Source organism: Bradyrhizobium sp. BLXBL-01, from assembly GCF_051853025.1.
Classification (GTDB): Bacteria; Pseudomonadota; Alphaproteobacteria; order Rhizobiales; family Xanthobacteraceae; genus Bradyrhizobium.
Window position 1 is genome coordinate 1789981 of record NZ_CP182471.1, and the last position, 21617, is coordinate 1811597.

The 21617-nt window shown below is 58.6% G+C and carries 19 protein-coding genes and 1 pseudogene; 16 read left to right on the forward strand and 4 right to left on the reverse strand.

The window, feature by feature from the left end:
* The first annotated feature begins 381 nt into the window (after nt 1-381).
* The 16 genes and pseudogenes from ACNJYA_RS08270 (at nt 382) to ACNJYA_RS08345 (ending at nt 16807) form a co-directional block, all read left to right on the forward strand.
* Nucleotides 382-1923, forward strand: coding sequence for a Wadjet anti-phage system protein JetA family protein (locus ACNJYA_RS08270; protein ID WP_439402443.1), 1542 nt, complete (start codon nt 382-384; stop codon nt 1921-1923).
* Nucleotides 1916-2554 carry a DUF4194 domain-containing protein gene (locus ACNJYA_RS08275; RefSeq protein WP_439402444.1) on the forward strand — a complete coding sequence of 213 codons (639 nt, stop codon included), beginning with the start codon at nt 1916-1918 and terminating at the stop codon, nt 2552-2554. The genes ACNJYA_RS08270 and ACNJYA_RS08275 overlap by 8 nt, the downstream gene beginning before the upstream one ends.
* Nucleotides 2551-2967, forward strand: coding sequence for an ATP-binding protein (locus tag ACNJYA_RS08280; RefSeq protein ID WP_439402445.1), 417 nt, complete (start codon nt 2551-2553; stop codon nt 2965-2967). Before ACNJYA_RS08275 ends, ACNJYA_RS08280 begins: the two co-directional genes overlap by 4 nt.
* Nucleotides 2892-4670 (forward strand): hypothetical protein, encoded by a 1779-nt coding sequence (locus ACNJYA_RS08285; RefSeq protein ID WP_439402446.1) that lies wholly within the window; start codon nt 2892-2894, stop codon nt 4668-4670. Before ACNJYA_RS08280 ends, ACNJYA_RS08285 begins: the two co-directional genes overlap by 76 nt.
* Nucleotides 4642-4935 carry a hypothetical protein gene (locus ACNJYA_RS08290; RefSeq protein ID WP_439402447.1) on the forward strand — a complete coding sequence of 98 codons (294 nt, stop codon included), beginning with the start codon at nt 4642-4644 and terminating at the stop codon, nt 4933-4935. The genes ACNJYA_RS08285 and ACNJYA_RS08290 overlap by 29 nt, the downstream gene beginning before the upstream one ends.
* 58 nt (nt 4936-4993) lie before the next feature.
* On the forward strand, nt 4994-5983 hold the full coding sequence (locus ACNJYA_RS08295; protein WP_439402448.1) for an SbcC/MukB-like Walker B domain-containing protein: 990 nt from the start codon (nt 4994-4996) through the stop codon (nt 5981-5983).
* 2 nt (nt 5984-5985) lie between these two features.
* Complete coding sequence (locus ACNJYA_RS08300) at nt 5986-7167, forward strand: Wadjet anti-phage system protein JetD domain-containing protein (protein WP_439402449.1); 1182 nt, start codon at nt 5986-5988, stop codon at nt 7165-7167.
* 41 nt (nt 7168-7208) lie between these two features.
* Nucleotides 7209-7464, forward strand: a pseudogene (locus tag ACNJYA_RS08305) (IS5/IS1182 family transposase); the annotation flags it as partial.
* A gap of 604 nt (nt 7465-8068) precedes the next feature.
* Nucleotides 8069-9454: an ABC transporter substrate-binding protein gene (locus tag ACNJYA_RS08310; RefSeq protein WP_439402450.1), complete on the forward strand. Its 1386-nt coding sequence runs from the start codon at nt 8069-8071 to the stop codon at nt 9452-9454.
* A gap of 69 nt (nt 9455-9523) precedes the next feature.
* Nucleotides 9524-10486, forward strand: a complete 963-nt coding sequence (locus ACNJYA_RS08315) for a carbohydrate ABC transporter permease (protein WP_439402451.1) — start codon at nt 9524-9526, stop codon at nt 10484-10486.
* 12 nt (nt 10487-10498) lie between these two features.
* Nucleotides 10499-11359: a carbohydrate ABC transporter permease gene (locus ACNJYA_RS08320; protein ID WP_439402452.1), complete on the forward strand. Its 861-nt coding sequence runs from the start codon at nt 10499-10501 to the stop codon at nt 11357-11359.
* Entirely contained in the window at nt 11356-12297 is a 942-nt protein-coding gene (locus ACNJYA_RS08325) for a ribokinase (protein WP_439402453.1), read from the forward strand. Before ACNJYA_RS08320 ends, ACNJYA_RS08325 begins: the two co-directional genes overlap by 4 nt.
* Complete coding sequence (locus ACNJYA_RS08330; protein ID WP_439402454.1) at nt 12294-13064, forward strand: SDR family NAD(P)-dependent oxidoreductase; 771 nt, start codon at nt 12294-12296, stop codon at nt 13062-13064. The genes ACNJYA_RS08325 and ACNJYA_RS08330 overlap by 4 nt, the downstream gene beginning before the upstream one ends.
* Nucleotides 13057-13884, forward strand: coding sequence for an HAD-IIA family hydrolase (locus ACNJYA_RS08335; RefSeq protein WP_439402455.1), 828 nt, complete (start codon nt 13057-13059; stop codon nt 13882-13884). The genes ACNJYA_RS08330 and ACNJYA_RS08335 overlap by 8 nt, the downstream gene beginning before the upstream one ends.
* Nucleotides 13881-14996 (forward strand): ABC transporter ATP-binding protein, encoded by a 1116-nt coding sequence (locus ACNJYA_RS08340; RefSeq protein ID WP_439402456.1) that lies wholly within the window; start codon nt 13881-13883, stop codon nt 14994-14996. The genes ACNJYA_RS08335 and ACNJYA_RS08340 overlap by 4 nt, the downstream gene beginning before the upstream one ends.
* A 131-nt stretch (nt 14997-15127) precedes the next feature.
* Nucleotides 15128-16807: a phosphoenolpyruvate hydrolase family protein gene (locus tag ACNJYA_RS08345; RefSeq protein ID WP_439402457.1), complete on the forward strand. Its 1680-nt coding sequence runs from the start codon at nt 15128-15130 to the stop codon at nt 16805-16807.
* Nucleotide 16808: 1 nt separating this feature from the next.
* Here the strand turns inward: ACNJYA_RS08345 and ACNJYA_RS08350 are convergent, their stop codons facing one another.
* The 4 genes from ACNJYA_RS08350 to ACNJYA_RS08365 form a co-directional block, all read right to left on the reverse strand.
* The gene (locus ACNJYA_RS08350; protein ID WP_439402458.1) at nt 16809-17429 is read right to left on the reverse strand and encodes a hypothetical protein; all 621 of its coding nucleotides are present in this window, start codon (nt 17427-17429) and stop codon (nt 16809-16811) included.
* A 415-nt stretch (nt 17430-17844) separates the two neighbouring features.
* A complete protein-coding gene (locus ACNJYA_RS08355; protein ID WP_439402459.1) occupies nt 17845-18750 on the reverse strand; it encodes an NAD(P)-dependent oxidoreductase in 906 nt (301 codons plus the stop codon).
* The gene (locus ACNJYA_RS08360; RefSeq protein WP_439402460.1) at nt 18747-19430 is read right to left on the reverse strand and encodes an HAD family hydrolase; all 684 of its coding nucleotides are present in this window, start codon (nt 19428-19430) and stop codon (nt 18747-18749) included. Before ACNJYA_RS08360 ends, ACNJYA_RS08355 begins: the two co-directional genes overlap by 4 nt.
* The gene (locus ACNJYA_RS08365; RefSeq protein ID WP_439402461.1) at nt 19430-21004 is read right to left on the reverse strand and encodes a hypothetical protein; all 1575 of its coding nucleotides are present in this window, start codon (nt 21002-21004) and stop codon (nt 19430-19432) included. The genes ACNJYA_RS08360 and ACNJYA_RS08365 overlap by 1 nt, the downstream gene beginning before the upstream one ends.
* Nucleotides 21005-21617 lie beyond the last annotated feature (613 nt).

Below are 21617 nucleotides of genomic sequence, written 5' to 3' on the forward strand. Positions count from 1 at the left end.
GTCCAGGAACAGCCTGACGCAGCGATCTGAACGACTTCGCCACGTTGGTTGCGGGTCTTACCGCACACACGATGACCGTGCTCCGGCCGGGTGAGTATCCCGCGGAGACGTTTCAATCCTCGGCCTGAAAGCGGATAACCGCCGCTGGGTGCACGCCTCAATTTTCCCGGCCTTCGCGAGCACGGGGGAACTCCATGGGCATACAAAATGAGACTCTCAGGGCCTCGACAAAACGCGTCGAGCGAGAGTATACCGGAACATACTGTGAACCATTCTTCCAGTTGCAAATCTTGAACCTGCTCTCGGCTTTAATATCTTTCGCCTTTTCATGGGTTTAAGGCCGGCTTGATCAGCTCTTGGGAGGAAGTTGGCGCAAGGAGCGTGCACTCATTGTCCCTGTTCCGCCATTTGCATGACGACGCGTTCTTGGCCTTCTCGCGCGATCACAAGCACCTCTATGCCGCTTGTCTGCTCGATCTCCATGAGCGTTTTTTTTCGGGGGCGCCGGCATTCCCGACCCCTCTGCAGGTCATGCACGCCATCTACGATGTAATGCGCGCCAATCCCACGTTGTGGAGCGAAGCCGATGATTTCGGCAGCCTGCCGGAAATGATTTCGGCCGGTCGCCGCCGCATTCGCAGGGCCGATGTCGCGCTCGCCTCCGAGAAGGGTGAAAAGGCGCTTGGCCTGGCACGGCAGCTCTATGCTCGGCTCCTCGCCTGGGGGTGGCTCGAGGAGGAGGAATATGGCCTGCGCGTCACAGTGGACATGGCGATGGGACCTCTCCTCGTTATCCAGCGGTTGGCGAGCCTCAACAAGGATCTGTCGCAGCGCTTCGGGGGGCTGATCGTCCAGATACGCCTTAATCTCGAAGCGGTTGAGAAGCTTACGCCGGAGGTGACCGATCGCAAGCAGCGCGAAGCCGCGCTCGCAGTCCGAGAGGCTCGCAACCAAGCGGACCAATTCACCAAGAGCTTGCGCGCCATTCTCGCCGACCTCAAGCGCATCAGGCGAACGGTGATGGAATCAAAGACCGTCGGCGGCCGGCTCGAGGCCTTTTTCGAGGAGTTCGTCGACCAGCTCTTGCTCAAGGATTTCGAATCCATCCTCACCGTCAACCATCCTTACCGGTTCCGCGACGCCATCGTCGACCTCGCGCGCAGAATTTCCTACACGCCGGCCACCATGCAAGTGCTGGCCGAGGAGTATGCCGCCGCCAGCATGGCGACCGGCGTCGAAGACGGCCACACGGCGGCGGCCGACGACCTGCTGGCTATCGAGAACATCTTCGAACAGATCGGCGAGATGTTCGATCGGATCGAGACCTTCCGGCGGCAACTGGAGGCGCGCGTCCGAAACACCATCAAGTACGCGGAGCGCGGCGCACAAGGCCTGGTGGGCCGCGCCGGCGACCTCGTCCGTCGTCTCGACGCGCTGTTGCGAGACGGACACCATGAGCGCGCTACCGTGGAGTGGAACGTCGAACCGCTTCGCTCTCCCTGGTCGGAGCACCACCAGGCACCGAGCCGCCAGCCGCGCCGGCCAGTCGAGGCGAGGGAGCTTTCGGCGCCGCCTTCGGATCCGCTCTTTGAGCTGAGGAAGCAACTCCGGCTCGAATACATTGCGCGCATCGCGCCGCGGCCGGAGGACGTCCGAACGTTTCTCGAGGGTCAGGTCCCGCCGTTCGGAACGAAGGAGGCGCGCTTCTTCGAAATCGGGACGGTCGACGACTTCCTCGCGTTCGACTGCGCTCGCCGGTACGCCCTCACCGGCGAAGTGCCACCGCAGATCGCCGGAAACTTCGAACTCGAACCGTCGCCCGACACGCCGCCGCACGATAGCGAATGGCTGCGCTGCGCGAATTTCGTGATCCGTCGCCGCGGTCTTAGCAGCGGCTTTGGCAAGGGAGCGGCGCATGCTTAGCGAATTCGAGAACATCGAGCGCTCCGCCGGCGCCGACAAGGCCGCCGATCTGCGCAAGGCGCTGCACTTCCTGCTGCGCCGGCAGTTCGTGTTTGCGGGCGACCCCCGGACCGGCACCGTCTACAACTCGATCATGGACGGCCGCTTCCGCGACGCGGTCGACGGCTTTTTCGATACCTGCGGTTACCGCGTCCACCGCGATCCGGAGGCGCAGTGGGCGGGCATCGTCGCCATGGACGAGGACGTGCCGCTGCCGCGGATGAAATTGGACGAAACCATCGTGATGCTCGTCCTCGCCGCCTATTGGCAGCAGGAGATCAACGCAGGCGCGATGGAAGACCGTGCGGTCGTGGTCGCCACTCTGAACGATCTGTTCGACCGGTATCGGGAGATGGTGCAGCCCAACGGCGGCAGCGCCATCTCGACTCAGCGCTTCCGCGACATTCTCAAGGAGGCAGCGCAGCGCAGCCTGGTCGAGATCGGTGACTTCGACAACGAGCAGCAGGACTGCGAAATCAGAATCCGCCCCATGATCAAGCTGATCAGCGGTGGCGACGCCCTGCAGCGGCTCGAGCGATACGTCCGCAGCGAGGAGGTCCGCTTTCCCCGGGACGCGGGAGATCAGGCATGATGGAGTTGCGGCATCTCGCCATGGTGAACTGGCACCTGTTCGACGTCGCCGACATCGCCGTCGCCGGCCATATCGGCGTGCTCGGCGAGAACCGGTCGGGCAAGTCGACGATCCTGGACATGGCCCAGGTCGTTCTCACCGGCGGCAACCGGCGCTTTCTGCGCCTGAACGCGGTCGCGGGCGACAGCGGAAAGTCCCGTAGCGGATCCAAGCGCAGTGTCGTGGACTACTGCCTCGGTACGCTCGGCGAGGACCAACGCCGCCGGGACGAGGCTCGAACCTACGTCGCGCTCGGATTCGAGGATACCGACGGGGACCGGCCTCCAGTCACGTCGGCATGGCTCTCGAGGCACGTAAATCCGACAGCAAGGAGACGGTGCTCGCGCTCTTCGTTGCAGTCGGATCGATCCTGACCGCGAAGGACTTCATCGAGTGCAAGGGCGCGCAGCAGTTCCCGGCGCAGTGGGAGGACGTGCGTGCGCGTATCGTGTCGGCGGTCGGCGAAGCGAATTTCGTCAATCACCGGGACCGGGCCGGAGACTACGTGCGCGAATACATGCGCCATCTGGTGCCGCACGCGCCCTTGTTCGGCGAGCAGAACGCGAGCGCTTTGCAGAAGTCGATCGTGAATGCGATGACGCTCGACCACAATCAGACCGCCACCCAGTTCGTGCGGGACTACATCCTCGAGGATAGCCGCATTGGCATCAAGGAGCTGCGCGAGTCCATCCAGACCTACCGGAACATCAGCGAGACGATCCGCAAGATGCGGGAGAAGCTCGACGCGCTGAAGGCATTGCGGGCGATCCTCACGAGCCTTGAGGAGACTCTGGAGACCAGATTCCGCGAGGAGTGGATTGCCAAGCGGGCCAGTTGGCTTGCGGCTCGGGCAACCAATCGCGACCTGCGGGCGCGGCTGCGCAACGAGGTGGCGCAGCTCGATGCGGCGACGGCCGAGCTCGCCGACATCGATGAGGACGTCAAGGCCATCGACAAGGAGATCGAACGTCTCACGACGGCCATTGCCGAACACGACGCCAAGACGGGCCGGAAGGAGCTGTCGCAGACCGTTGCGGTGGCCGAACAGGCCGCGCAGCGCGCCCTCTCCGAGTTCAGGAGCCGGGTCGAAAGCATCCGGCGGCTTCCTCCACTGCTTGCGATGTACGGCTGCGGGTTCGACGCGTTCATTCCCGCCGTCGAGAGACTCGTGGGCGACGCCAAAGCTGCGGAAATCGGCGCTGTGTCCGACGGGCTCTCGGCGGCCGAGGAGGCGTTCGTGTCGGCGGCTCCGGCATGGTTGGCCAAGGTCGATGAGGCGAGGCAGGCGATCATCGCCGAAGCGTCTCGGCTGCGCGCGCAGCGCGGCGAACTGCTCGAACGCATCCGACAGCACGACTCCGGAGTTGCGCGCGCACACCTTGAGCCGGACACCGAACGGCTGTGCCACAGGCTCCGCCAAAAGGGCATGGCGCCGCGGGTGCTCTGCGAACTGATCGAGGTCGCGGATCCGGAATGGGCGGGAGCCGCCGAGGCACTTCTCGGCCGCGACAGGGATGCGGTGTTCGTCGACAGGCCGGACATCGGTGCGGCGACCTCGATCTTCAAGGACGGTCGCCGCGAGTTTCGGCACACCTCGCTGGTCAGCCTAAACAAGCTGGAGCAATTCCGGGCCAAGCCGGACCGCGGAACGTTTCCTTCGATCTTCCGTACGGATGACCCGGATGCGTTGTCGTTCATCATGCGGCGCTACGGCTCCGTGCGCCTGGCCGATACGCTCGAGCAATTCAACAAGCCGGGCAGGGCCGTCATGAAGGACGGCCTGTACGACGACGGCCTGGTGCGGACCCACCGATCGGTCGATCCCTCGCAGCACAAGATCGGCAAGGCGGCCCAGGCGAACGCGCTCAGAGCGCTGCAGGACCAGGCGGACGCGCTTGAGGACGTGCTTGCGCAGAAGGCGAGGGAGGCTGAGGCGGCCGATGGCGCATTCTTGGCCCTGAAGTCCCTTTGCGCCGATGGGAGCGCGAGCCTGAAGGCCTGCGCGGTAGCATTCTGCACCGCGCAGGCCGACCGAGGCGCGGGCAAGATTGTCGGCGCTGGACGGAGCCGGCGATGACGGACTTCGCGCCAAGAAGAAGGCTCAGCTCGACTTGAAGGAGCGCCGCCGCGGCGAGCGGGAAACGCAGCAGAAGGCCTTCAACAAGCACAACGGCGAGGTGCGGTTCATCGAGGGCAAGCTCGGCGACGGCGATAATGTGCCCGGCTCCGAGCTCAACTTGAGGGTCGCCCGCTCGATCTTCCTTAAGAACCAGCCGCTCTACGCCGCGAGCAAGGGGCGCGGCGTACCGGTCCCGCCTCGGTGGGCGCGCGCAGAAGATTGAAGCGGAGAAGCATCGTTCCATCGCCGAGAAGGCGCTGAAGGATGTGGAGGCATCGGATGTGGAGCGCAAACGCATCGAGCGCCAGGTGCGGGAATTCCTGGACGGATACTTCGAAGAGTTCGGCACAAGCTCCCAAGTCGGCATCGAAAGCGAACCGCTCCAAGAGGTAAAGCCCTGGATGGAGCAGTTGATCGATGACATCGAGTCCAACGAGCTGCGCAGGTACGAACGTCAGGCGCGCGAGGCCGCCGAGAAGGCCTCCACGCTGCTCCGCGGAGAATTCATCAATGCGCTGACGTCCCGGATCGGGAAGATGGAACGGGACCTGCAGTCGCTCAACCGCAGCCTCCAGACCCATCCCTTCCACAACGAGCGCTATTCGTTCCATCGCACCCAGGTCGTGGAATTCCAGCCGATCCTCAAGATCATCGAGATCGGCAAGACCTCTCCGGAGGCGCTGGACATGCTCTTCCGGGGCGACGTTCCCGACGATTTTCCGCACAGGGACACGATCATGGCGCTGGAGGCATTGCTCGAGGATCCCGAGAAGGACTTCACCCAGTTCGAGGATTACCGCAATTTCTATACCTTCGAGATTCACATGGAGGACGTGGCGACCGGTCGCTCGACGCGATGGGAACAACGCCGTGGCACCGGCTCCGGCGCGGAGCAGCAGGTGCCGATCTACGTCGCCATCGGGGCTTCGCTCGCCGCCGTCTACGGCAGTGCAGAACGGCGCGCAGGCAAGCCTTCGGGCTTTGCACTTGCGATGTTCGACGAGGCGTTCTCCAAGATGGACGGCCGAAATCAGCGCCAGATGATGGCGTTCTACAAGAAGCTCGGCTTGCAATTCGTAATCGCAGCGCCGTTCGAGAAGCGCGTGGCGGTCCTGGAGCACATGGATACGATTGTGGAAGTTGACAGAATCGGCGAGCAGTCGAGGGCGAGCGTTGTTTCGCTGAAGGAAAAGGCCAAACGCGAACTCATGGCGATCGATCCTGACCTCATGTCCGACCAGGATCTCGCCGCCCGGCTCGCTGCCGAATAATCATGCCTCGCCGCTTCACCGACGCGAAGGACCTGCTCGACGATCTTCTCGATCGTTTCGAAGCCGGTGCTGCAAGTCCGATCGCGCATCCGGACTATGCGGCTTTCCCGTCCGTCATCGATGCCGACGCCTTTCTAAAACGTATTCGAGAAGCGGAGGCTGCCGGCGCAGTCTCCCTTGGTTGGGGCCGCCGCGGCAAGCGGGACCAACTCGCCCACGTGCGGCTGGCTTCGCCGGAAGCCCTGTACCAATACCTCGGCCGCACGCCGGCGCCGCAGATCGCGCAGGACGCCGTCGCGCGGCTTGTCGGCGGATCGGCGCTGCACGATTTTCTGAAGACAGGCGCTGCTCAGATTGCCGCGGTGTGGGGACGGGGGAAAACGTGGCACGGCTTCGCTTCGTCCGATGTCGATACGCTGCGCCACGCCTTCGATCTCGCCCAGGCCATCCTGGACAACAAGCATCTCGATGTGGACTATAAGACCTTCTCGCGACGGACGGTGAAGCACAGCAAGACGTTGGAACGCGTTGAAGGCGTCGTGGTTCGGCTCCTGAGTGGGGTCCTCGAGTTTCCTCCGGGCGCGCGGCCCCGCGAGGCACTGCGAGCGATCGGGCTGGAACGCTTTGCCCCGCCGCTGCTGATCGCGGGTAAGGTCGATCTTCTTGGGGCCGATCTCGCCGGAGCCACTCCGCTCTATCTCGGTATCGCGCCTAAGGAGGCAGATCGTGTCCGCTTCCGGGAGCCGCCGGCGTATGTTTTGACAATCGAAAACTTTGCAAGCTTCAACAGGCACGTCGCTGAGGCCGACCCCTCTCGACTGGGTGCTACGCTGTATGTTGGCGGGTATCCCTCGCTTGCCACCCAACAGGCCTTGCGCACTATCTCGGCAATGGTGTGCGAACAAACCCCGATCTTTCACTGGTCGGACATCGATCCGGATGGCACCTGGATATTCCACACGATCGAGCGCGCCGTCGGGCGACCGATCCTGCCGCATCTCATGAGCGTTGAGATTGCGGAGCGCTCGGGGCAGGCGCCGACCAAAAAGTCCGCACCCGCTCGTTGCCCACCAAACTCCGGCATCGCTTCACTGGCGGCATACTTGGCCGAAGATGGATCCAAGATCCTCGAGCAGGAGGAGCTTGATCCGATTCTTCCTACGCCCCGTAGGCGTTCGGACTGACGAGGGCGCCAGCTTACGTAGCGGACACGCTTGGCCATTGACGTAAGCGGCTCGGTGACAAGCTGGAGCCCTTGCTGGCCGAGAGGGTGAGGGGGCGCATGAGACCGGCGCGTTGCGGACGCGCGATCTCAAGCGTGCGACGGTGGAGAGCACCGTTCAGCCCAAGACCATCACCTCCCGACCGATGCAAGCTGGAGCATGCGGCGATCAACCAATCGGCTGGCCCGCGAGTGCGGCCTTAAGCTGCGGCAATCCTATCTGCGCATCGGCTCAGGCGCCGCTCAGTCATTGAGCCGTGATCGGCCACATGAAGAGACGGGCATCTCGGTCGCTGCCATCTCAAAGGGCCGGGAGGGGGGACGCCGCCAACATCGTCTCCACCGCCGTCGACCACAATCTCCGCCTCAACCCTCAGCCTTTCGTTGCGCCCAATCCGCAACGCCTTGTTGCTGATGCCCGCGGTCGCGCTCGAGCATCGTCCTGCAATATGGAGGCTGAGAGGCCAGATTGTTTGCGGATCGAGAAAGGTTGCGGCAATGCATCAGGCACTCATCCCTCTGAGCACAATCAAGAACAAGATCGAGGGGTCCGTGCCGCAAGGTAAGATCAGCAGAGGGTTTGAACGAGCTACTATGCTCCAGCTCGGGCGGTTGGCCCGGCTCGGCCCTCGTTTGTAGGCTGGCTGCGCGGGCCTGAACCTGGGCCCGCATTGACCATCTCCACCATGGCTTTTGGCAATGGCTGCTGTAACGCTGTTTTATTGACTTACCCAAAAATACCCAACTTCGATCTGAATGGGTGCGTAAGGGCGGGAAATCACGGCTAGCGTTACCAACACTCGCGGCCCTGGAAGACGACAGGCACGTGAATTTGAGGGCCGAAGAGCCCAGAGGAGGGACCAATGCCAAGGACGCTAGCCGCACCGCGCGGCCATTCTTACCATTTCGTCAAAGCCGCTTTGATTTGCTCAACTCTCTTGTCCGGTGCGGCTGCATCTTTCGGCCAGGCCAAAGCGGAGGATATCAACTGGCGCCAGTTCGAGGGCGCTTCGATCGTTTGGGCTTACGACATCCATCCATATGCTGACGCGGTTGCAGCACAGCTTCCTGAGTTCGAGAAGTTGACGGGCATCAAGGTGACGCCCGAGCTTTATCCGGACGATGCCTATTGGAATAAGCTGACCATCCAGCTGAGCACAAAATCGCCCTCGTGGGACGTCGTCGGCACAGGAATTCAACCGGCTTGGGATCTTGCGCCCGGTCAACTGCTTGAGCCGCTCGACCGCTATCTGAACGACCCTAAGCTCACATCGGCAAGCTATGACTACAAGGACTTCTTCCCCTCATTGCGTGACGCGCTGACTTGGCAAGTCAATGGCGGGCAGATCGAACCCGGCCGGGGTCAGGTGTGGGCCATCCCGCACGGGTTCGAAAACATCCAATTGTTCTACCGTAAGGACATTCTTGACAAACACGGTATCAAGGTTCCGACAACCCCGCCGGAAATGTCGGCGGCATGCGAAAAGCTAAAATCTGCCGATCCCGCGATCACGCCCCTGGGTGTGCGAGGAGTGCGCTTTTGGAGCAGCATCCACACGGCCGCGATTTCAATCGCCAAGTCCTATGGTGTACACGACTTCGTCGTCAAGGACGGCAAGTTGGAAACCGGTCTGGATTCTCCCGAGTCGATCGCCTTCCACAAAGACTACGTGGGGATGATCAAGAAGTGTGCTGCCCCATCCTTTGCCAACGACAACTGGTACCAAGTGGTCGATGGCATCAATTCGGGTCGGACAGCGATGGCGATCGATTCCAACATGTTCGGGTTCTGGAACGATGTTGCCGGCAAGCCCGCTTCGGGCAAGATTGCCTTCGCTCCGCCACTGCGAGCTCCGAACGGCAAGACTTTCGAATCGAACATCTGGATCTGGTCCCTGGCTATGAATGCTGCTTCCCAGAAAAAGGGAGCGGCCTGGCTCTTCATTCAGTGGGCGACGTCAAAGCAGGTCGAGCTGAACGGTGCCATCGCCGGCAAGCTCGTCAACTCGCCGCGTGCTTCGACCTGGAGCGACAAGGTTTGGCTCGACTATGCGGCTAAACCGGAATTCACAAATTTCGTGGATACCTTCAAGACTGTTCAGGACAGGGCTGCGCTCGCCTTTACCCCGCGCGTAGGGTTTGCCGAAGCCATGAACGCCTGGGCAGTTGCCATGCAAAAAATGGTCAATGGTGCGGACGTGAAGGCGACATTGGCCGACCTCGCCTCCGAGATTCGCTCCTCCATGTAAGGCAACCGGAGAGCGGCATCACCAGATTGCCGCCTCCACTACCCCCGCGAATCTTTCGGGACGTGAGCGATGAACCTTCGAGGCATCGACGCAACCGTGACACTACAATCATCGGTAGGCCAACTGGCACCGTCCAAAAAGGAGCAGGTGCAAAACGCCGGGCAGCATGCTCTTGACTGGTGGAGCCTTGCTGCGATTGCTCCCGCGATAATCATACTGCTCGGATTTCTCTTTCTGTTTTTCTATGGCGTCTTCCAATCGCTGACCGATCTCAAGCTTGGCCGTCCCCTGGTTCGCTTCATTGGGGTCACCAACTATGAAGTGGCAATCAAGACCCAAGATTTCTGGAACAGCGTGCGGGCGACCACGGTGTATGCCTGCTCCGCGGTCCTCGCGGAGGCGTTCTCTGGGCTTGCGCTCGCTAAATTGTTTGCAAGCCGCGTGTTTCTTGCTCAACTGATGCGGCCTGTCATTCTCATTCCGTTGGTACTGCCGCCAATGAGCGTCGCCTTGATGTGGACCACAATGATGGATCCACAAAACGGGATTCTGAACTATTTGCTTTCGCTCGTCGGGATCGGCCGCTTCGCCTGGATTTCGGAAGCCGGTACGGCGATGTTCTCGCTAGTTCTCATCGACATATGGACTTACACACCATTTTTTGCGCTCATCATCTTCGCCGGTTTGCAGGGCATCAACGAGGAGATCAGAGAAGCCGCGCGGATCAATGGCGCTAAGGGTTGGGCGACGTTCCTCCATATTGAGCTTCCACTCATTGCACCGTATGTCCTGATCGCCGCAGTCTTTCGGCTAATCGAGTCGCTCAATCAGTTCGATATCATCTTCGGAACAACCCAGGGCGGTCCAGGTGACAGTACCTCCGTGCTCTCGGTTCGCGCCTACATCACGGCGTTTCAAAACCTCGCCTTCGGGCGTGGTGCCGCGCTCATGGTTGTCAACTGGTTGATCGTGCTTCTCGGGACCTTGGCCATGGTAAAATTGTGGCGGTTGGTTCGGCAGCGCGTAAGCTAGAGGAAGCTGGCAATGCGCTTCAACCGCTCAACGCCCGCAAGCTTGTTCCTTAATGGATTGGTTGTTGTCTGTACGCTCATCCTGACATTTCCGCTGGTTTGGATCGTTATGATGTCGCTGAAGCAGCAGGCCGAGGTCATGACCTGGCCGCCGCGCTTTGTCTTCACTCCAACATTTGAAAACTTCCGGGTTTTGTTCGATGCGGCCCAGGCCGGGGCGACAAGCTACGGCACCATCAAGGTTGATTTCCTGACGCCGGTCGCCAATAGCGTCGTGATATCGCTTGGCGCGGTGCTCGTATCGCTGATCGCCGGCGTGCCCGCAGGTTACGTCTTGGCAAGGCGTGATATCCCTAGGAAGGAGGACATCGCGTTCTTCATTCTGGGCTTCCGCTTCGCGCCGGCACTCCTTGTCGTCATACCGCTGTTCAACGTGTTCCAAACAGTTGGCCTTTATGACACTTATGTCGGCATGATCTGGGTTTATCAGGTCGTCACGCTACCAATGATCATCTGGCTAAGCCGATCATATATCGAGGACATCCCAAAGGACATTGAGGAGGCGGCGGCCATGGATGGTGCAAAGCCGCTCCGTGTAGTCTGGCACATCGTTCTTCCGCTTCTAAAGCCCGGCTTAATCGGCGCTTCATTGCTCATTTTCTTGCTTGCCTGGCACAATTTCGCTCTTGGCCTGATCCTCAGTTCGACGAAAGCACCGGTCACCGTCGCCCTGCTCAAGCTGCTTAATCCAGGCGTTCAGTTCTATCCGGTCATGGCTGCGGGTTTGGTGGTGACCATGATCGTGCCGGTCGTCCTGATTATCCTTGGCCAGCGTCATCTCGAACGTGGCCTTACCTTCGGGGCCGTGAAATGAGCCCCAGACCATTGATGTTCTTCGGAACGACCAATCTTGACCTCTGCTTCAACGTCGAGCGGCTTCCAACGCCGGGTGAAAGCCTGATGGGAAGCTTAGAGCAGAATGCGGGAGGCAAGGGCGCAAATCAGGCGGTCGCCGCCGCTCGATTGGGGCTTCGGCCGAGCTTCTACACCCGGCTTGGCGATGATGACGCTGGCCGATCGTTGCTGCAAGCGCTGCGCGAGGCAGGTGTCCGCCTTGATGCCATTGAGGTATGCCCGGGGGAGATATCCGGTTCTGCTCTTGTCCTCGTCGGCGACGACGGCTCCAACATGATTGTCATAGACCCGGGAGCCAATGCAAAAGTCACTCCGAGCATGGTCGAGAAGGCGGTCGAATTCATTGAGCAGGACGCAATCGTCGTCGCCGAAATGGGCATGCCGGTCCCCGCGCTGAATCACCTTTTTGCATTGAAGAGCGTCAAGAAATTCGATCTCATTTTCAATCCGGCCCCCGTGAGAGCGGGCCTGTCGCCCGCGGCGTGGAGGAGTGTCGATTTCGTCACACCAAACCAGACGGAAGCTTTCGAGCTCACCGGTGTCGAGGTGCATGACTTCCACGGCGCCGCTCACGCAGCTGGAAAGCTTCTCGATCTCGGGCCGAAAGCAGCGCTGATCACGCTAGGTGCGCAGGGAGCCTACTACGCCGATGCCAGCGCGACTTTCGCGCTCCGGGCATTTCCTGTGAAGGTCGTTGATACGACCGCCGCGGGCGATGCCTTTAATGGAGCTTTCGCTGCCTCTCTTGCTCATCGGTTGCCGATACGAGAAGCGATAAAAAAGGCGCTCGCGGTTGCCGCCTTATGTGTGACGCGACGCGGCGCCCAAAGATCAATGCCTAGCAGTTGGGCCGTCGACGAATTTCTGAATTCTCAATCGATCTTGGAGTTGGAATGACCGAACAGTTCTCAGTTGCAGACAGGACCGTGCTTGTGACCGGTGCAGGTGGAGGCATTGGCTCAGCCATAGCTAATGCTTTCCGTCAAGGCGGTGCGAACGTCCTGGCAACCGACGCGAATTTGGAAAACCTGCGAGATATTCTAACTCGTTTGCCGCACGGCAATGGCATCCTGCCGATGAGCATGGATGTGTCACGAGAAGATGATGTCGGCAGGGTGCTTGATGAGATCGCCAAGCGCTTCGGCAGGCTCGATGTCCTGATCAACAACGCCGGAATAAAATCGGCACAGGCGCTTTTGACCGGAAATGCCGATCGAATCGAAAAAACCATCCAGATCAATTCCGTCGCAGTGCTTCGTTGCGCGAAGCTGGCGATCGAGCGCTTCATGAAGAGCAAAGGCGGCCGCATCGTCAATGTCGGGTCCTCGTTGTCATCTCAAGGTGCTGTTTTCAACTACCAGGCTGGCGGCGCCGACTATTGCTTGTCAAAAGCCATTGTGCACGATGTGACAAAGCTGCTCGCTTATGAATGTGCTCCGTTCAAGATCAACGTCAACGCGATTGCTCCCGGGATTATCGATACACCCATGCACGGGCGTCCGCGGGAGGAAACCGAAGCGCGCCATAGTGGCCGAATTCCGCTGGGCCGGGTCGGACTGCCAGAAGATATCGCAGGGTTTGCAGTGTTCCTGGCCAGCCCCGCAGCTTCCTACATGACCGGGCAGATTGTCCATGTGAATGGTGGGATGCTGATGAATGGTTAGCGTCAGCTCTAATATCAACTGGCCGCCGATAGAAGGGATTATCTCCGATCTGGATGGCGTCGTTTATCGTGGCGGCACCGCAATAGCGGATGCCATAGAAGCGTTTACGAGATGGCAGAAAGCAGGCGTGCCATTCTGCTTTGCGACGAACAATTCAACGCATACCCCGGAGGACGTCGTCGGCAGGCTGAGAGAATCTGGTCTTTCGATCGGACCGTCTCAGGTCGTTACAAGCGCTATCACCGCCGCAGGACTCGTTCGAACCAATTATCCGCACCTAACGCGAATCTATGTCATCGGAGCTCCCTCGCTTGTGACGGCCATGCGGGATGTTGGGCTGGAGGTCACTGACCGAGCGCCTGAAGCCGTTGTGATGGGGCTTGACCGGGATATCACGCATGAGAAGCTGCGAATTGCGGTTGAATCGATCCTCGATGGAGCTGTGTTCATAGGAACCAATCCCGATCTTCTGCTGCCGACGGCAAGCGGGTTCGAACCGGGCGCTGGTGCGACCATTGCAGCTGTGGCCGCTGCTACGCAAGTGCAGCCTTCGATCGTTGGAAAGCCGCAAGTGCCGATGATCGAGACAGCGCTCTCGCGCCTCGGTACGAAGCGCGAGTCGACCATCATGATCGGAGATCAAGTTCCTACTGATATTCAAGCCGGAAAGAGGGCGGGTCTTGCCACGGTGCTTGTTACAACCGGCGTGCCAACGCGTCAGGATCCGTCGTTGATGGCTCCCGACTTCATCGTATCGAGCTTGCGCGAGATTGAGGTAAGTGCTGCTCGCGCGGCTCAACCGCGACAGAGGAGGGCATGATGGCCGACGTTCGCCTGGAAGGCCTCAAGAAGACTTTTGGGACAATCGAGATCCTGCGTAACATCGACCTGACTATCGATCACGGCGAATTTGTCGTCTTCGTTGGTCCGTCCGGGTCGGGCAAATCGACACTTCTGCGCATGATTGGCGGGCTCGAGCCCATCAGCGGTGGGCGGCTCCTCATCGACAATGAGCTCGTCAACGACATCGATGCGGCCGATCGCAACCTCGGCATGGTCTTTCAAAGCTACGCTCTCTATCCGCATATGACGGTGAAAGAGAACCTGGCCTTTCCCCTGCGCATGGCCAAAGCCGCGAAAGCTGAGATCGCCGCCAAGATAGCCAAAACAGCATCGCTATTGCAGATCGACCATCTATTGGAGCGCAAGCCTCGACAACTTTCAGGAGGGCAACGCCAGCGCGTCGCAATCGGGCGCGCCATCATGCGAGAACCAAAAGTGTTCCTGTTTGATGAGCCCCTGTCCAACTTGGACACCGAGTTGCGCGTGCAAATGCGTGTTCAGATCGCCAAGCTCCACAACCAGCTCGGAAATACCATGATCTATGTGACGCATGACCAGGTCGAGGCGATGACCATGGCCGACAAGATAGTCGTCCTCAAGGAAGGCAACATCGAACAGGTCGGAAGCCCCCACGATCTTTATCACAATCCGGCCTCGCGCTTTGTAGCAGGATTCATCGGCTCGCCGAAGATGAACTTCCTGGACGGCAAGGTCGAGGCAGCTCACGAAAATGGCCTAGACGTCCGACTGGAGGCCGGTTCTACAATCTTCGTTCCGGTCCAGCCAGACCAAGACTTGGTTGGCAAGCCGGTCACCGTTGGAATTCGCCCGGATGACTTCTCCTCGCCGGCACCCGGGCAGCAGGAGATCTCTATTGGGCTCGACGTGGATTTCGTTGAGCATCTCGGCAGTGTCACGTACATCTACGGTGTTGCTGGAGATGAAACGGTCGTTGCCAGGGCGCCACAATCCGGCGCGCGCAATAGCGCCGGAAAGCTCACTCTCTCAGCTGCTCCAGCCGATTGCCACCTGTTCATGAGTAATGGAAAGGCGGTACGGCGGTTGCAAGTGCCTGCGACTTGGAGCTAGTCTTGACGTCAGCCGTGCAATGATGCCGGCTCAGGATCGATACTCGGACGGCTGAGGTGAAGGGAGCCGGCATCAGGCAGTTCTTCCGGAATTCCCGCTCGTTTGTGCTTGGAGCAGGAATCGGGTCGGGCATGACCGCCAGGGCCGCCGAACGCGCAGGCGCAGACTTCGTGCTCGCGCTCAATGCTGGCCGTTTTCGCGCGATGGGCGGGTCTTCGCCCGCCTCAATTCTTCCGATACGAAACACCAACGAGTTCGTAGCTCGTTTTGGTCGAACCGAGATCCTCCCGAGCACGAAATTGCCGGTGTTTTTCGGCGCCTGTACCTTCGATCCGCAGCTCGATATCGACCGCTTTCTCGATCGCATCATCGGGTGGGGCTTTTCCGGCGTAACCAACTTCCCTTCCATTATCCATATCGATGACGTCAGAAGAGCGCTTCTCGAGAAGTGTGGGCTCGGCTATGAGCGGGAAATCGAACTTCTGGTGAAGGCGGAAAGACGTGGCCTCATGACGGTCGGCTATACCCGCACTCAGTCCGAAGCACGACGTATGGTTGAAGCGGGAGCTGAGGCGATCTGCATCAACTTCAATCTCAATCGGGAGTACGAAGGCGGGACCGACCCATCCATTAGCCTATCGGAGCTGGCTGCGCGGACAAGCGCGGTCGTGCGCGCGGCTCAATCTATCGACAAGGGCGTGATCTGTTTGCTTGGCGGCGGACCGATTACGAAGCCGGATGAATTGCTGGACATATGTCGCGAAACAGGTGTTAAGGGATTCATCGGCGGCTCATCGCTCGATCGCGTCCCACTGGAGATGTCGGTCCTTGAGGTTACCTCCGGGTTCAAGACCATCCACTTGCTGCGCGAGAAAGTTGATCTGCTCGAGCGCCAGCTTCAGTTGAGCGGCTTCACCCACGGCATCGTTGCACAGTCCTCGAGCATGAAGCGTGTGCTAGAGACTGCAAGGCGCTTGGCTGGTAACACCAATCCTGTGCTGGTGTGGGGCGAAGCGGGATCAGGCAAGCGACGCATAGCCAGCCTCATTCATGCCTTCAGCGACCGAAAGCGCACGAAGCCGGCGCTGTTTCAGTGTCGCCGCGGTCCGGCGATCGATACGATTGGTGCGCTGTTGGGTTCCGAGGGCCATGCGAACAGGAAACGACAACTATCGCTTCTGGAAGCCGCGAGCAATTCTACGGTTTTGCTGATGCATGTCGATCAGTTGACCTCGGATGGGCAAGAGCGTCTGGCCGACTATCTCGAGACGGGTAGTTTCACGCCCCTGGACGGCGTATCCGTTCTAAGATCGAATGCCCGCATTGTTGCAACCGCGACTGTAGCTCGCGGAGCCGGCTTGGAGAGTGTTCTATCTCGACGCCTTCTTTCACTCTTTGTTGGGTTAGACATAGAGCTTCCCGCTTTGCCGAACCGGCTGGAGGACCTTCCGCAGCTCATTCAGCATTTTACCGTAGAGGCCAAGGGGGATTCGAACGCTCAGATTTTGGCGATAGAAAAATCCGCGTTCTTAGCGCTGGCAGGCCATCATTGGCCCGGAAATTTGAGAGAATTGCGCCAGATCGTCAATCAACTTGTCGCACAGAAAGATGCTCACATAGTCGCGGAGGTACTTAAGCCGTTATTGAGTAGTGGAGTACACCCCAAGCCCACATCGGCGTTCTCGGAGCGCGAGTGGATCATCGAGGGCCTAAAAAGAAACAGGCTGCATCGCGGAAAGACTGCGGATTTTCTGGGACTTTCGAGAAAGACACTTTACAACAAGATGAAGAAATTGCGGATCTTAGAGTAGCCTATTCTCGCTTTTTGCCTCCAGTTTCCTTCGAACTCGTCGCACCCGACAGCCAGAATTGTGGTATCGATAATTCCTGTTGGCCACCGCTGACCAACTCCATCTCGTCCTCAATCCTCATCGCAAGATCCTCTTCCCGCACATGCAATATACCTTGCAGACTGGAACTAAGTCGCCTCTCGGCCACCGTAATTTCGGAGTTCGTAGTAGCAGCGAACATCGTTTTGAAGTTTAGGCTTGCGAACCATTCCATACGCCGAAGTTCGATCTCCCGGCCTGGACTTAATGGCATGCCAACCGGCGGCCACTCAATGATCGATGCAGGTGGGAAATTAACCACTCCGGAAATTCCCGCACCTTTCAATAAGTCCCGAAAATCTTCCCAGCAGGCGAAAGGGTCTATCATGACCATCGCCGCATAAACGTGAACGCATCCTTTGTCGGACAGGGCTCGCAAGTCTCGCAAAAGGCAGTCGTTCCAGTCAATGACAGGCAACGTTGCCATCACAAGCAACGATCCTTCTGGCAGGCTTCGCAAGGAAGGAGCGTAGATCCGCGGCGGCGAGCCATTGACTGCTGTCGAAACAGCGGTGGCGAGCCTGGAGACAAGTTTAGCCTTCACGGTGTTATCCGATCTGCTCAATTCGGAATCGTACCCCTTCTATAGACGATTTTCGATCTAGTGTAGACTAGCGTTGATCCGAGCGGGAACGGATCGTTCTCGATACTAAGCGCGGCGGGCAACTCAGGCCCTACGCCCGCCGGTGAGTCATTCTTAAGAAAGGCCACAGAGACGCGGCCGCCGGGTGGTGATACAATGACGGCCAGATCCGAAGATGAAATAGTCGCCCAGGATTGCTCTACAGGGCGGGCGATGCCGCGCAATCCTTCGCAAAAAGGAGAGGCTTGCTTTACAAAGACGCGGTCGCGCCGGCGCGCCAATCGCTACGAGACGGCGTCTTGAATGTACTCTCGCCAGCCACCAACCAGAAGCAGATGGACAGCGACCTTGCCTCGGGCCCCAGAGGTCTAAGAGTTTATCTGTGAGACAAATGAGGTAACGTCAGTTCGGCTTTTCCGTCCGAGACCGCAGCATTTAAGCTGGCGGCAGCAGCAGACAGGACTGGCACCGAAACTGAACTTTCGTTTGCTAGGCGTACTGCACACGCAATATCCTTTGCAGCATTCGCGATGGAGATCGCCAGTACATCCGGTTTCTCGCCCAACAAAAAGGCAGCGAAGGCTTGGAATATTCCGCTATTGGTGGAGCCACGACTAACCAAAGAGCGAAGCGTCACAAGATCGATGTCGAGACCATTTGCGAATTGGCAGACCTCTCCTGCTACCGCCGCTATTCCCATCGTCATGCTGTTATAAACAAGCTTGAGCTTGTGACCTTGTCCAACATCTCCGACATGGAATACGCTCTCACAAAATGCACTGAGAATGCCTTCAGCAACCGGAAAAACAGCGTCAGTCGATCCAACGATCGCGTTGAGAAGGCCAAACTCCGCTTGCTCGGGGCTGCGAGTTACTGGGGCGTCTATGAAGTGCAGGCCACCTTTTTGAGCCTGCTGGGCTAGAGCGATTGTTGAAGCAGGATAGGAGGTGGTGCAGTCAATTATCAAATCGCCTCGAGACATATGAACAAAAAGCCCATCTTGCGCAAGGCACACTTTCTCAACTTCGCGGCTCGACGGCAAAGACAACACCACAGCACTTACCTGCCGCGCCAACTCAGCGATGGAGGAATGTTCACGGGCACCCGCGCTGGCCAAGCGATCCGCACCGGCACGATTCTTGTTGGCTTTGATATGCAACTCGACGTGCCGACGCAATAGGCTCAGCCCAATTCCGGTGCCCATACGCCCGACTCCGACAAGCCCGACTTTTTGCTTCGCCGTTCTAGCGCCGGTGTTCGGTGGTGGTTCTTCGCCAATCATGATTCACCCTGAAAAAACCCGCGACTTTGTAAGATGGGTAACAATTCATGATGATTGGTAATCGTGTAGTCTGGACGCGCCGCGCGCAAGCGCGCGTCCGAAACAAATCCTCCTGTAATGGATATGCTCTTCAGCCCGAGATCGCGTGCAATGTCGATTTCGACGGGCATGTCGCCGATGATGAAGGTACAGCCAGGGTCTAGTCTGTTCTTCTGCAGGTACAAACGAAGTCGTTCTCCCTTGCTCATGGATTTGTACTGAGTGGCGCGACTTTCAAAAGCCAGCACATCCTTGATGTAGTCGCTGATCCCGAGTCTTATCAATTGGGCCCGAAGGGGGGCAACTATATGATTGCTCACGATTATGGGTAGAGCGGCTTCGCGGTGCGCTAGCTCCAACATTCTGCGCGCGCCTTCGCGCAGAGTGGCCTTTTCCGCAAGAGGTTCGTAGGTGTCATGAAAGACAGCACTCCCATTGCGGCCCACAGCCGCAATCTCTTGCTGCGACATCCCGAGACTACGATAAAGAATAGACAAGGGAACGTCGCAGTGTTCCCGAAGCGTGGCCATGTCGATCGTTGCATGGCCAAAGTGGGCGAGAATAGCGTTGGTGGTTTGGAGCAGCGCGGAGGCATCATCTAGCAATGTTCCATTCCAATCGAAAGCGAGGACTGGTTTCACTATTCAACCTCTCGCTCGATTGAGTTCAGACAGCTGCCGACCAATGCTCGCAAATTCCTGTCTGCTCGTTGCTGTCCCGCAGGAGTAGGCATCTTGAATGTAAAGGGAGACAAATCGAAGCCCTCCAATCTGTGGGCTAGTAACGATACCAGGAGGTGGAAGGGCAGATAGGACAGCGTGGCTGCGTTGATGGATGCCGCCATACAATCCTCGATGCTTCTCAGAACTTCGGGCTTCATCCGGTGAAAGCGGAGGCTTTGCGCGCGCTTTTCGGGCGGCAGGCGCTTCCATGTCTGCCAAAATACGAGCTCTTCTAGTGTGTCGATACCGATGCCGTAGTAGTTCGGAGCTACGATTGGTGGCGAACCGATTGCCCAATGTACGGCCGTGGCTCCAGCGGCAAGGAGCATTCGCGTAACGGCTCGGCTCGTATCGCCGCGAATGAGAGCCTCGTCGACCATTATTATTGTTTTTCTAGAGAGGTTAGGCTCCGACACTCGGTACTTTTGAGCAATGCGAGACTGTCGTTCCTCCAGCGTGCCGATAAGGGTTCGTTCAACAAATCGCGTTGCAATGACTTCGCGACGTTCGGCGAAAACGTTGTGTCCAGCGAGCGATGCAAACAGCCCGTCCGCGTACGGGCCCCCCGTACGCGGCATGGAGGACACGATTATAGGCGTTGAGTATGATTTTGTTTGCAGTCGCTGCGAAACAGGTCCGCCCAAGGCGACGCCGATGTTGTAGCGGGTTTTGAAATGTGACTGGCCTTGGATCGTCGTGTCTGAACGTCCCAAATAGAGGGTTTCGTATACGCAGAGTTTGGCCGTGTATCGCCCAGTGCTTACGGAATGATCCTTGCTGCGTCCGGTTTGACCGTCTACATACTGTATGTGGCCGGGCGAGAGTTGCTGCGTCGTACCTTCAAAAGCAGTAAATGCGGAATCTTCGGAGGCAAATAGCAAATACCCGTCACTTGTTCGCATGGTTTCCAAAGGGCGCAGACCGCTTTGACTGCGGTATGCGACAAGGTTTCCTTCGTGGTCCAGAACGAGCGCGCTAATGGCGCCATCAATACGCCCATTAAGCTCGCGAAAGACGGCTTCGTAATTGGTGGCGAGGCCGTGGCGCCAATACGTTTGTTCACAGGAACGTTCAATCCATTGGAGCAGGATCTCAGCGTCGCTATCAGGAACTAACGGTTGCCCTTGACCAAACAATTCTCCTCGGAGTTCTGCGGCATTGACTAAAGCTCCATCCAGAGAGATTGCTAAATGGTGGCTGACGTTGACATTGCTTTTAATTAGGCGAAGGTTGCCGGGTCGGGCATGGATCTGGGCAATTGCGACATGTGGGCGAAAACTCGAGTCCTGTTCAATGGGCTCTATACGCACTGAGGCGCGCGATGAAGGAAGCGCTGTCGCATATCGAATGCCACGCTTGTACATGAACGCAGCAATTCCGACGCCTGCCTGTCCACGAAGCGTCAGTTTCGAAACAATGTGTTCGAGACGTTCGTAGACGGTCGTACTGGGAATTCTTGGCGGACATAAAAACGCACCCGCGACACCGGACATTCACGTTTCCTCTTGGTAGAACTGCCTCGTTGCCCGCAAACGGGCCGACGCATCTGGTCTAAACGGGGCTGGCTCGCCTTAAGCAATCATCGTACCAACGGTTGCGAGCTCGGCGGACACGCCACCGGAGCAATGGGACTGAAAGGTCGTGGAGTGTTGTCCCTGGCGGGATGAGGTTTGTTGTCTGTATCCCGACACTCGTGTCCTGACTGCGACGAGTTAGTGCGAACAGCACAAAGCCAACCAGATGGTGTCGCCGTTAGCGCAGTCTACGGCTAGCTTGCGTGCGGCTTACTTGCGAGGACGTGACCAAATCCAGCGCGGCCGTGCTCGTGCAAGGCCTGCCTCAGTACTTGGCCGGAATCAGCTACCGACATCATTGATTGATCAAGAGCGTGTTGCTGGCAATGATCGGCGGGCGATCGGTGCGGTCAAGCCTATCTGGGAATAGTCGAGCGTACAGAGCGTTGACTCTTGCGTCGTCAATAGACCTGCGGAGGCAGCGCTCGCTTGGGGCAGAGTTATCGATTGTTATCAATTGCGAAAGCAGCTTCGGAAAGCTGAGCATTGGCAAGACTCACTCCACGTGCCCGGGATGAAGAGACGTCCTTCC